Source organism: Acrocarpospora sp. B8E8, from assembly GCF_039871605.1.
Taxonomy (GTDB): domain Bacteria; phylum Actinomycetota; class Actinomycetes; order Streptosporangiales; family Streptosporangiaceae; genus Acrocarpospora; species Acrocarpospora macrocephala.
In genome coordinates this window covers 1-10688 of record NZ_JBDPLV010000142.1, presented here as the reverse complement: position 1 = coordinate 10688, position 10688 = coordinate 1, and the positions used below count along the sequence as shown (strand labels likewise).

The following is a 10688-nucleotide window of genomic DNA, read 5'->3' as shown; positions in this document are numbered from 1 at the left end:
CCGGACCACCAGCGCGGCCAGCTCGTCATACGACGGGCGGCGATCCGGGGTCTTCGGCACCCAAAGATCATCCCATCACCAGGGCGGTACTCACACCCAGATGATCAAGAACTGCTGAATGCATACGTTGCGATAGTGATACTGGAGGCTTGAATGGCTAAATACAAGATTCACGTGGTCGAGACCTGCACGTACGAATTCGTTCTCGACACCGACGAGCACGAAGTTCCCGAAGAGGTGGACATCGATAGCGCCAACTCGGTATTCGACTGGTTGAACAACGACTTCGACGACAACGACATCGTTGTCGAAGAGTGCGTTGATTCCAATTATGCGGGCTGCCAGGATCGGCAAATCGAGCAGGTTGTCCCTGTAGCGGATTGATCGGAATGGACCAGCACACCGGCCCGCGCCGGTGTGCGGTCTCCAACCCATCAATCCAACCCCCAATCAAGAAAGCTGGATTTGTCATGCCTGAAAAGACTCCGCTGGTGTATTTCACCGCCTACGGCAACGATCTGTACGGCTGGTATGCCGGACCCGATGAGGCCCAGCGCGAAGACGCCATAGATCGGTGGGCGATGGCCTGCATCGTGGCCATCGGCTCCAACGTCGAGACCGTGGAGGGGTTCCTTCACCTCGACACCTGGGGCCAGATGAGGGAGGCCGCCCGGCTGGCCCGCGTGAACATCCATGAGTTCGGCTTCCCGGTCTGAGTGGCGGTATGTGCGGGCCGGTGGCCGCTACCCGTTCGGGGGCACCGTCACCGGCACCTGGGAACAGTGCGCCCAAGCCGCCCGCGACGCCGTCGATTCCTTCGCGGCGTCCATGCACAAGCGGTGCAGCAGCACCGGATCAACCACGCGCCGCTGTCACGGCTGCGTGCCGTGCTTTGACCGGCGTCATGTCGAGCAGGCCCGCCGTCTGTGCGGCGCGGAGTACACAGATCGACCCATTGCGTTTGTGACCGGAGTGATTGACCACATGATCGAGCTACTGGAGCGGCCCCCCGAGGCCGACCCCGATATGCCCGCCCCCACCTACCGCTATCAGCAGGCGAGCCCAGACGGCGAGCAGACCGAACAGGGTCTCACCTGGGCACAGGTGAAGGCGCTGGGCCTGGAGGAGGCCGAAAAGCACAAGCGCACCGCCGACCGGCTGTGCGAGAAGTACGGCAGCTGGTCGGTCCGCTGCGGGTCCTGCCAGCCGTGCAAGAACAAGGTGATCGCCGAACACAACTGGACGCGCATGCTGAACCTCACCGAGGACAACCTGTCCGACGGCTTGGCAACAGCCTGGCAGAACTGGCGCTGGGGCGATGTCGAGATCCAGATCACGCGGCAGCCGGATACTGCTGCCCCCACGGACACGGCGGCCGTGTCCACCCCCATTCATCTTGATCGTGTTAAGGAGAGCATTGCCATGCCTGAGACTGTCGTCATGTCGGAGAAGAACCTGCCCCAGATAGCGATCACCACCTACGTGGACGCCTGCCTTCTTTGCTACCGGAAGGGCGAGCAGGTACCCGCCGTCGTCACGCGGAGTTTCGGCTACGAGGACGAGGAGGGCGAGTTGCACCTGTGCGCCGAGCACGACGAAACCATCGGCGAGTTCTTCGGCGATCTCCTCAGCGTCTCCCGTGGCGAGTTCGACGACGAGCAGGACGAGGACGACGAGGGGGAGGACGAGGACGCTGAGGATGATTCTGAGGACGAGCAGCCTGACGGCGACGAGGACCCTCCAGGGGGCGACGGCAGTTCGCCGCAGTTCCCGCTTCCCGGCGAGAACGGCCAGAGCGGTGCGCGCGGCGGTCACCAGGAGGACCCGGACCAGCCCTCGCCGGCCGAGGTCCGCACCTGGTGGAAGTCCCAGGGAGTGATCGGGGGCAGGCCCTACAAGTCCAAGGGCCCGATCCCGGACGCGATCTGGGAGGCGTACCACGCCGCCCACTAGAGACCGCTAGATCACGCTCGACAACCCCATATTTTCCCCTGTCTTTCGAGGCCACCGCGCGATGCCTGCCGGTGGCCTTTGTGCTGCCCTAAGGAAGTTTGATCATGACTGTTGTTTCCCCTGTCGCCCCCGCTGCCCGCCCACAGATCAACGGCGACGTTTACACGGGCCTGTTCGGCCGCATCACCGAAGCCCTCGACCCTTTCACTGAGGGCGATCGAGTCGGGGTGCTGGTGTCGCTGCTCGCCGGATTTTCCGCTTACCTCGGCCACGGCCCGAGTGTGGAGACCGCCAAAGGCGAGTCCCCGTTGATGTTCTGGCCGGTGCTGATCGGTCCCTCCGGTGTCGGGCGTAAGGGCACCGCGACCGGCATCGCGGTCTCGGTGTTAGAGCACGCCTTCCGCTCCTTCATGGAGGAGCAGGCCATCTTCGAACTCCCGGCTACCGGCCTGGGATTCATCGGTGAACTCTCCGACCATGTGGTGGACGGAAAGATCCAGCCGCTGCTGTTCGTCACCGAGGAGGGCGACAGCTTCATCGCCAACGCCAAGAAGGACGCCAAGATCGGCACCTACCTGCGCAAGGCGTGGGACGGCGCCACGCTGATCCATAAGACCGGCAAGGGCAAGACCTACGTCCGCGACCCGTACGTGTCGATCATCATGCACGTCCAGCCCAAGAACTGGGCCGCCATCAGGGGCACCAAGGACGCCACCGGCGGCACCTACAACCGGTTCCTGCCCGTCTACGTCTATCAGTCCAAGTCCCTGCCGGTCTTCCGCTCCCGCAACTCCACCCTGGTCATCCGGGCCATGGCCCGGGACCTGCGCAGCGCCGCCGACTACGCCCGCGACATCGACACCGTCACCGTGCCCGACCACGTCGCCGAAGTCTTCGAGTCCAAGCACCGGCCCATCGTGGAATCCCTCACCAGCGGCTCGGAGGAACTGTCGCAGTACACCGAGCGGGCGGTCGCCTACCTGGCCCGCGTCGCCGCCCTGTACGCCCTGGCCGACAAGCGCGAGGAGATCAACGAGAGAGATTTGGACGCCGCGCTGGCGTTGGTCTCCTACAGCGTGGAAAGCGTCAGCTACACCCTCCCGGAGGCTGAGATGGACCGAGAGGTTCCCCTGGCGATCCGGCTGGAGCGCTTCCTGCGCGAGGCCGGACCCGACGGCGTCCCGGCCACCCAGCTGTACCGCAAGTTCGATTTGAAGTCCGCCGCGCTGAAGACGCTGACCGCCAGCATGCATTCGGTCGAGATCGAACTCGGCCCCTCCACCGGAGGCCGCAGACCGGAGATCTACAAGTGGATCGACCCCGACGCCGAACCTGAGGCCCAGGCCGAACCGCCTGACCCGAAAGCCGCGACGCCGCGGAAGGAGCGGCCCTTGGTGGCCGCCGCCGAAATCCCTGAACCAGGTCACTCCACCCCCGTCCCTGCCTTGACGCCCGTTCCCGGGCCTGGAGCCAAGCTTGTGAGGGAACTGGCCGCCAGGCGGGATGTTCAAGCCAAGCTGAGGGCCGCCAAGGAAGTAACCGTGACCGTGGCACCCGCACCTGCCAAGGTGCGGCCTGCGGTTGCCAAGCCGAAGAAGTCCCGTCTCCTGGACTCCCTGCTGTGACCAGCCAGCCGGAAGCCACGCGGGAGGCGTGGCTGCAACGAGCGATCGGCCTGTTCCGCCCCTGGTTCACTCAACTGGGGGCGGAACTCCCGGCCAGCATCCTCGTCTCGGTCGGCTTCCCGTCCACAGGGGCCAGATCCAACCGGATCGGCGAATGCTGGACCCTGGCCAACCCCGCCTCTGCCCCGCACGTGTTCATTCACCCGCGCCTCGGCGAAGGAGACCTCGTCCTGGCCGTGCTGCTGCACGAGCTGGTCCACGCCAGCGGCCAGAACGGTCACGGCGCCGGGTTCAAACGCCTGGCTGTGGCGGTCGGCCTGACCGGCAAGATGACCGCCACCGTCGCCGGGGAAGCGTTGACGGCCACGCTCACGGCGATGCTCGACGTGCTCGGCCCCTACCCGCATCGAAGCCTGCCGGTCGATCCCAGCCGCAAAAAGCAAACCACCCGCAATTTGAAGCTCGTCGTCCGCGACTGCTGCGGCTACCAAGTCCGCACCACCCGCAAATGGCTGGACGAGCAAGGACTTCCACTCTGCCCCCACGGCCAGGAGATGGAGCTGGAAGACACCAGCGGCTGAGCCGCACCACCAACCGATGGGAGAACCGTTTGACCGACACCGCACCCACACCACTCCTCACCTTCGAGGAGGTGGCCGACTACCTGCGCATGCCCGCCAGCCGCCTGTACGACCGGTGGCGCGCCTGGGGCGTTCCCTTCTTCAAGATTGGCCAGCAGCTCCGCTGCGACCTCGACGAACTCCGGGCTTGGCTCGTCCAGCACCGCACCGCCTAAACACACCCCCGACGCATGGCCCTCGCGGAACTCGACGCGAGGGACATTGTCATTCCACCCGACACAAGGGAGCGCATCAGCTCTTGGCATCCATCAAGCGCATCCAGCTCGACACCCTCAAGAACGGCAAACCCCAATACTCCTACCGCGTCATGTGGCGCGACCCGGACGGCAAGCAGAAGGCCAAGAACTTCCGCCTCAAGAAGGACGCCGAAGCCTTCCGCGCCGAGATCGAGGCGGCCAAGAACAAGGGCCTGTACTTCGACCCGCACGCAGGCAAAATCCTCTTCCGGGACTACGCGGAAAAGTGGCTCGCAGCGAAGCGAGCCACCAAGGCGCTCGGGACAGTCACCGCCTACACCGAACGTCTGGAAGGCCACATCCTGCCCACCTTCGGTAGTTCTCCCCTGGCGAGTATCAGCCGCAGTGATGTCCAGGATTGGGTGAACGGCCTCACCGAATACAAGGGCCTGGCGCCCCGGACGGTTCAGGTGATCTACCGTCAGGCTGCCGCGATCTTCGGCCGTGCGGTGGCCGATGATCGCATCGGCCGCACCCCGTGCCGGGGCATCGAGCTGCCGGTCGCCATCAAGAAGGAGGTGGAACCCCTCGAACCCGAGCAGGTACTGGCCATCGCCGAGGTCATCCCCGCCCTGTGGGAAGCCATGGTGATCACGGCTGCCGGGACCGGCATGCGCTGGTCGGAACTGGCCGGGCTCACCGTCGATCGCGTGGACTTCCTCCGCCGTACAGCTAAGGTCGACCGGCAGCTGAGCCGCAGCCGGGCCAAAGGACTGTTTGCCCCGCCCAAGTCCAAGGCCAGCAACCGCGTCATTCCCCTGCCCGACCTCGTGATCGCCGCACTTGCCGAGCACATCGCCGAATACGGGACCGGCCCGGAAGGGCTGATCTTCACCAGCGAACGCGGTCACGCGCTCAACTACAAGAACTTCCGGGCCCGAGTATGGGTGAAGACCCTCGCCGCGATGGAGCCTTCGGAGGAGGCGACTTTTCACACGCTTCGGCACACCTATGCCAGCCTGCTGATCCAGGCTGGGGAATCACCGAAGGTGATCCAGGAGCGGCTCGGCCATGCCTCCATCACGGAGACCATGGACACCTACGGGCACCTGTACCCCGACAGCGACCAGACGACGAGAGCCGCCATCGACGCGGCGTTCGCGTTGACGGACGTTGACGCTTCGCCGGATGTTGACGAAACGTTGATTCCCGGCCCGGACGCAGATACGAAAAAGACCGCTTAACCGGCGTTTTGCCTGGTCAAACGGTCTTCTAACGCGCGGCCGGGAGGACTCGAACCCCCAACCTTCTGATCCGTAGTCAGATGCTCTATCCATTGAGCTACGGCCGCTTGCTTGCTGCCTCTGACCTGCTTGTCGTCGGCAACGGATCCAACTGTACCAGTCGGGTGCGCCTGATCGAGCCAATTATCCCGTGGGCCGCGCCCCCTCGCGGCGAGGCTGTCGATCTTCTTGGGGGTCGTCGGCCAGGGGTGTGATCTGGGGAAGGGCAAGGACTTGGACGCGCCAGGGCTGGCGGTCGGTTGCGCGGCTTGGGGCTGGTTACGTCGCCGCGGTGGGGCGGGCGTCTCGGGGGGATGTACGACTCGTCCGAGTTGCGGAGGGGCGGATGGCCAGGTCTTCGAAGGTGGATGGCGTGTTGACGTGCTGGTGGGCCTTGAGGGATGTGATCGTTTATCGGATTTGGGGTTTGGGGGGCGGGTTGGGTGGGGGACGGGTTAGTTGCCCCTGCCAAGAAGGGTCAAAGATCTCAGCGGATGGGCGTGGAGCGCAATTGCTTGGGCAATGAAAAGGGACATAACCACCCAATCTCACCCGATGGGGCTGATGCTGATGAACCTGGGCATCGTCGTTACGGCTGCGTTTCTTCTTGTGGTGTTGTTCGTCGTGCAGGCCGTACGGCGGCGGCGGGTGGATATTGAGACGGAGCGGGTCCTGGCTGAGATGGTCGAGGGGACGCTGGGGGCTGATGGGCGAGGGCTCGGGGATGCGGTGATCTTGCTGGAGCGGTCTCGGCAGGCGGGGCTGGCGGCGCGGCTGCATGTGTCGGGGGCGCAGAGGCCGTTGCCGCGGAGTGTGGATCTGGCGGGGTATCGCATTGTTCAGGAGGCTTTGACGAATGCCCTTGAGCATGGGACGGATGCGGCCACGGTGATCATCGGGTATCAGCCGAGTGCGGTCACGCTTACCGTTGACAGCCCGGTTGGCGGGAGGCCCACCCGGCATTCTGGGGTGAAGCGGATGCGGGAACGGGCTACGCCGGTGGGTGGGACGGTGCAGGCGGGGCCGTATGCGGGGGGCTGGCGCGTGTACGCGTACCTGCCGACCGAGCTTACCCCGTCGTGACCTGGTCCTTCTTCGGCCAGAGGGTGTAGCTGATCGGCCAGATCGCGGCGATGAGGGGGACTTTCAGCGCACCGAGCATGAAGGCGGACAGGGCTTCTGTCCGTGCATCATCTCCGACCATCACGATCACGGCGAAGATGAGTCCGCAGGCGATGCCGTACGCGAGGACGATTCTCAGCCAGAAGCCCCATTCGTAGCGGATGCGTGCGGAGCCGCCCGACGGTGGTTTCCAGGGCGGCGGGCCGCCGGCGAAACGGTGGGCGACATGTGCGTCGACCCACTGGATTGTCCGGTGGCCGAACACCACGGAATACGCGAGGTACGTCGCCGCGAGCCCATGCTGCCAGGTCGCCACGGCTCCGGAACGCATGTCGATCACGCCTGCCACCAGCAGCACCACATCGATCAGCGGAACGCATAGCAGCACGATTGCGCTCACGCGGGACAACCGCAGGCCGTATCGGGCGATCAGGCCGAGGCCGAGGAACACCCAGAAGCCGATCTCGCACGCGATGATCAGTGCCAGCATGCCGGACACCTCCTTGATTCCATCGTGGGTGCCCGGCCTCCCGTATTCCTCGTCAACGTGAACGAACTGGGATACATCCTTCGATGTACGCCTGATGATGAGATAGAGGCATGGCTCCCCTCCGGCAGGACACCTGGATGGCCGGCGTGTTCTTCATCGCCGGTCTTGTCCTACTCACCGCGGGTGTGTTCATTCCGAGAGCGACGCCGCCGAGCCTGCTCATCGGACCGCTCGCGATCAGCTGCGCCGGCATCGCGCTGCGCCGCCGCGCGCCGATCCTCACCCTCGTGCTGGGATTTATCGCCCTATTGGGCGACATCCTCCTCGGCCCTTCCCTGGGCACAGTCCTGATATTTACCGACAACATCTATGCCGCCGCCCTGTACGGCCCTGCGCCGCTGTCCCGCGCGCTTCTCCGGATCACTCCAGTGGTCACGCTCGTGATCGGCACGGCCGCCGGATATGCCGCCCAGGATTGGCGGGCGATCGCGATCGTGGGCGTTCAGGCCGGCCTGATCGGAATCGGCCCGGTGATCACAGCGGTCATCGTTCGCCAGCATCGTGACCAGGCTGAGGCCGAGCGGACCCGGGCGGAGCAGATCGCCCGGTTGGCCGAGCTCGACCAGTAATTGGCGATCACCGCCGAGCGCACGCGAATGGCCCGGGAGCTCCACGACCTGGTCGCCAACCATTTCAGCGCGATCGCCATCCAGTCGGCGGGGGTACTCTCCCGCTCAGACCTGGAACCCCGGGCCGTACAGGCGATCTTGGAGTCGATCAGGGAGAACAGCGTTCAGGGGATGGCGGAGATGCGCGCCATGATCGGCCTGCTTCGTGCGGAGATGCCAGATCAGGACGAACCGACGCGGCGCAGGCTCGCCGATGCCGGCGACCTGATCGAACGATCGGGACTTCGGGCCACGCTCACGGTCAACGGTTCGGCTCGCGATCTGCCCGCCGCTGTCGATCTCGCCGCCTATCGGATCCTTCTGGAATCCCTGACGAATGCCCTCAAGCACGGTACGGCTCCCGCCGACGTCACCCTCGATTATGGTCCGAACATGGTCATCGTGACCGTCGACAATCCGGTCGGCGATCATCACCCGATCCTGCCGGGGGCAGGGGCGGGGCTGGTCGGGATGCGGGAACGCGCCACGCTCATCGGGGGCGCGTTCGAGGCGGGGCCGTACCAGAACGGCTGGCGGGTCCGCGCCGAGCTGCCCCTTCCGGAGGAGACGCCATGATCAGGGTGCTGGTCGCGGACGATCACGCCGCCGTGCGCGCGGGGCTGCTGCTGATTCTGGGTGGAGCTTCCGACATTGAGATGATCGGTGAGGCGGCGGATGGGCGTACCGCGGTGGACATGGCCCTCGAAATGCGGCCAGATGTCGTGCTCATGGACATACGCATGCCGCGCTTGGACGGAATCGCGGCCACGGCGGAACTGAACGGCGTCGCGGACGTGATTATCCTGACCACGTTCGACCAGGATGAGTATGTTTTCGGCGCCCTCCGTGCGGGAGCTGCGGGGTTTCTGCTCAAGAACGCCGACGCGGACACGCTTGTCCAGGCCGTCCGGCTGGTCGCGCGTGGCGACGGCCTCATCTCGCCGTCGATCACTCGGCGGCTCATCAGCGCTTTCGCCCAGACGCGTACGGCAGAGCGGCCCAAACCCGAAGGACTCACCGCCCGCGAACGGGAGGTCCTCGAATGCCTCGGCCGGGGGCTGTCGAACGCGGAGATAGCCCGTGAACTGGACATCGCCGAGCCGACAGCGAAGACGCACGTCAGCCGGGTGCTCGCGAAACTCGGCTTGCAGAGCAGAGCGCAGGCAGCGGCGTACTACGCGGGAATGTAGTGTCCCGGCAACACGACGCCTTCGACCTCGTATAGCGACGGCGACCCCCGGGACCTGCCCTGGTCCCGGGGGTCTGAAGTTTCCGTCATATAGAACGTCAGCCCGTTTAGAATGCTGGTCAGTCTAAAGAGATCGTGCTCTTCCTATTAAGCTAGGGGCGCATGTGGAGCACCCCGCGGGAATCGAACCCGCACCCCGACCTGCTCTGTCAACATTCAATTGTTCTGGCGCCCGACGGAGAATGCTGAATCTGGAGCGAGAGCCTGAGATTGAACGGCTGCCTCTACCATTGGGCTACTCCGGCGTGAGTTCCGGAGTCGGGGATCGAACCCGAACTTTTCACCGTGATTCAGTTTCAGCTTCATTTTCAGCTTGCGCTCCTCGCGCACCCGCTCTCGCGAACGGGGGTCCATGACGTGCTAGCCCAGCAGGTAGCCGAACAGCACCTCGCCGACCCGCTGGTCGACGATCTCGGTGCCGTTGGCCTCCTCGCGGGCATACTTGACGGCTTCCTGAAGTTTGACGACGCGGGCCAGCAACTCGTTCACCCGGCGCTGCGGAACCGCGCCGGAGAAGCCGACCTTGGTCCAGTAGCCGACGATGACGTCCTCGTTGTAGACCTGCACCTGCGCCGGGTGCTTCTCCGTCGCGGCGACCAGGACGTGGTTGCGCGGCACCTTCTTGGTCCGCGTCGTCTTCACCGGCTCGGTTCGCCAAGAATCGGTGTTCTCGTCGCGCGCCCAACTCTCGGACGGATCCAGCGTCGGCAGCCGCGAAATGAAATTGTGCAGGTCGACGAGCTGCTTCTCCAGAAACAGCAGGTACGTCACCGGCACGTCGGGCACCAGCACGACCCCGTCGATCTTCACGTCGGCCTTCGCCGAGCGGTTCGCGACATCCTTGGTCGCGGTCACGTCGAAGAGCCGGGTCAGCGCCACCGTCACGTCCGTGAGCACCTGCTCGGCCTGCACCTGCACCCGCGTCGACTCCGGCGGAAGCTGCTCGCCCTCATCGTCGATCGGCTGGTACGTCCGGGAGATGCCGGACAGCAGCGGAGCCTTGTTGATCAGGTTGTGCGCGTCGGCCACCTTACGCTGGACGTCGGATTTGACGCCCTTCTCCACGGCGAGGATCTGGTTGAGCTTGGTCACGGCACGACCGTAGCGGTAAGAGACGACATTTCACACCTCAATATCTGTAGGGGGACACCCGAGGCCCTCGGGCTCCGCGCTGGGCTGCAGAGTAATTGCTATCAGCCGTGACCGACAGAACCACTTGGCCTCGCGTTCCAGGCCAAAGTGGCCCTCTCGGGCAAGTGCAGGAGGATGGATTCGAACCACCACAGCAATGCGTCCGGGTTACAACCGAATGAGCTCACCAGTGCTCAACTCCTGCTGGGATACCACGTCCAGGCGGTCGGGTGGCCCGGGGCATTTCAGCCCCGGGCTCCCACAGATCCCGGCGTGACGTAGGGTAGGCCGCCGACGAGGTGCCAGTTGACCTGGTCCTTTTCCGACGGCCCCCCTCCGAACCAGCCGTG

General features: G+C 64.9%; 13 protein-coding genes and 2 tRNA genes. 11 read left to right on the top strand and 4 right to left on the bottom strand.

What is annotated here, in order from left to right:
• Positions 1-153: 153 nt before the first annotated feature.
• From ABGB08_RS53595 to ABGB08_RS53565, 7 genes are all read left to right on the top strand, one after another.
• Positions 154-384 carry a hypothetical protein gene (locus tag ABGB08_RS53595; protein WP_347607993.1) on the top strand — a complete coding sequence of 77 codons (231 nt, stop codon included), beginning with the start codon at positions 154-156 and terminating at the stop codon, positions 382-384.
• An 86-nt stretch (positions 385-470) separates the two neighbouring features.
• Positions 471-716: a hypothetical protein gene (locus ABGB08_RS53590; protein WP_347607990.1), complete on the top strand. Its 246-nt coding sequence runs from the start codon at positions 471-473 to the stop codon at positions 714-716.
• Positions 717-984: 268 nt separating this feature from the next.
• On the top strand, positions 985-1953 hold the full coding sequence (locus ABGB08_RS53585; RefSeq protein ID WP_347607987.1) for a hypothetical protein: 969 nt from the start codon (positions 985-987) through the stop codon (positions 1951-1953).
• Between the two features lie 104 nt (positions 1954-2057).
• The gene (locus ABGB08_RS53580) at positions 2058-3578 is read left to right on the top strand and encodes a DUF3987 domain-containing protein (RefSeq protein ID WP_347607984.1); all 1521 of its coding nucleotides are present in this window, start codon (positions 2058-2060) and stop codon (positions 3576-3578) included.
• Positions 3575-4159, top strand: coding sequence for a transcription elongation protein SprT (locus tag ABGB08_RS53575; protein WP_347607981.1), 585 nt, complete (start codon positions 3575-3577; stop codon positions 4157-4159). The genes ABGB08_RS53580 and ABGB08_RS53575 overlap by 4 nt, the downstream gene beginning before the upstream one ends.
• Positions 4160-4188: 29 nt before the next feature.
• Positions 4189-4374: a helix-turn-helix domain-containing protein gene (locus ABGB08_RS53570; RefSeq protein WP_347607978.1), complete on the top strand. Its 186-nt coding sequence runs from the start codon at positions 4189-4191 to the stop codon at positions 4372-4374.
• Positions 4347-5639: a site-specific integrase gene (locus ABGB08_RS53565; protein ID WP_347607975.1), complete on the top strand. Its 1293-nt coding sequence runs from the start codon at positions 4347-4349 to the stop codon at positions 5637-5639. The genes ABGB08_RS53570 and ABGB08_RS53565 overlap by 28 nt, the downstream gene beginning before the upstream one ends.
• Positions 5640-5673: 34 nt before the next feature.
• Here the strand turns inward: ABGB08_RS53565 and ABGB08_RS53560 are convergent.
• Positions 5674-5746 (bottom strand) — tRNA-Arg (locus ABGB08_RS53560).
• A 487-nt stretch (positions 5747-6233) separates the two neighbouring features.
• Here ABGB08_RS53560 and ABGB08_RS53555 point away from each other — a divergent pair.
• Positions 6234-6761, top strand: coding sequence for a hypothetical protein (locus ABGB08_RS53555; RefSeq protein WP_347607972.1), 528 nt, complete (start codon positions 6234-6236; stop codon positions 6759-6761).
• On the opposite strand, the gene ABGB08_RS53550 is transcribed toward ABGB08_RS53555, so the two are convergent.
• Entirely contained in the window at positions 6748-7290 is a 543-nt protein-coding gene (locus tag ABGB08_RS53550; RefSeq protein ID WP_347607969.1) for a hypothetical protein, read from the bottom strand. The genes ABGB08_RS53555 and ABGB08_RS53550 overlap by 14 nt on opposite strands.
• A gap of 110 nt (positions 7291-7400) precedes the next feature.
• Here ABGB08_RS53550 and ABGB08_RS53545 point away from each other — a divergent pair, with 110 nt between their 5' ends.
• Genes ABGB08_RS53545 through ABGB08_RS53535 form a run of 3 tightly spaced genes read left to right on the top strand, consistent with a single transcriptional unit; the run spans position 7401 to position 9148 of the window.
• Positions 7401-7919 carry a hypothetical protein gene (locus ABGB08_RS53545; protein ID WP_347607966.1) on the top strand — a complete coding sequence of 173 codons (519 nt, stop codon included), beginning with the start codon at positions 7401-7403 and terminating at the stop codon, positions 7917-7919.
• Positions 7920-7946: 27 nt separating this feature from the next.
• Complete coding sequence (locus ABGB08_RS53540; RefSeq protein ID WP_347607963.1) at positions 7947-8534, top strand: histidine kinase; 588 nt, start codon at positions 7947-7949, stop codon at positions 8532-8534.
• Positions 8531-9148, top strand: a complete 618-nt coding sequence (locus tag ABGB08_RS53535; protein ID WP_347607960.1) for a response regulator transcription factor — start codon at positions 8531-8533, stop codon at positions 9146-9148. Before ABGB08_RS53540 ends, ABGB08_RS53535 begins: the two co-directional genes overlap by 4 nt.
• 419 nt (positions 9149-9567) lie before the next feature.
• On the opposite strand, the gene ABGB08_RS53530 is transcribed toward ABGB08_RS53535, so the two are convergent.
• Entirely contained in the window at positions 9568-10299 is a 732-nt protein-coding gene (locus tag ABGB08_RS53530; RefSeq protein ID WP_347607957.1) for a hypothetical protein, read from the bottom strand.
• Between the two features lie 165 nt (positions 10300-10464).
• Positions 10465-10543, bottom strand: a tRNA-Tyr gene (locus ABGB08_RS53525).
• Between the last annotated feature and the right edge of the window lie 145 nt (positions 10544-10688).

Coding starts and splice junctions, on each gene's coding strand:
- ABGB08_RS53555 (WP_347607972.1), top strand. CDS start 6,234: ATGGGGCTGATGCTGATGAACCTGGGCATCGTCGTTACGGCTGCGTTT.
- ABGB08_RS53595 (WP_347607993.1), top strand. CDS start 154: ATGGCTAAATACAAGATTCACGTGGTCGAGACCTGCACGTACGAATTC.
- ABGB08_RS53580 (WP_347607984.1), top strand. CDS start 2,058: ATGACTGTTGTTTCCCCTGTCGCCCCCGCTGCCCGCCCACAGATCAAC.
- ABGB08_RS53550 (WP_347607969.1), bottom strand. CDS start 7,290: ATGCTGGCACTGATCATCGCGTGCGAGATCGGCTTCTGGGTGTTCCTC.
- ABGB08_RS53535 (WP_347607960.1), top strand. CDS start 8,531: ATGATCAGGGTGCTGGTCGCGGACGATCACGCCGCCGTGCGCGCGGGG.
- ABGB08_RS53590 (WP_347607990.1), top strand. CDS start 471: ATGCCTGAAAAGACTCCGCTGGTGTATTTCACCGCCTACGGCAACGAT.
- ABGB08_RS53585 (WP_347607987.1), top strand. CDS start 985: ATGATCGAGCTACTGGAGCGGCCCCCCGAGGCCGACCCCGATATGCCC.
- ABGB08_RS53545 (WP_347607966.1), top strand. CDS start 7,401: ATGGCTCCCCTCCGGCAGGACACCTGGATGGCCGGCGTGTTCTTCATC.
- ABGB08_RS53540 (WP_347607963.1), top strand. CDS start 7,947: ATGGCCCGGGAGCTCCACGACCTGGTCGCCAACCATTTCAGCGCGATC.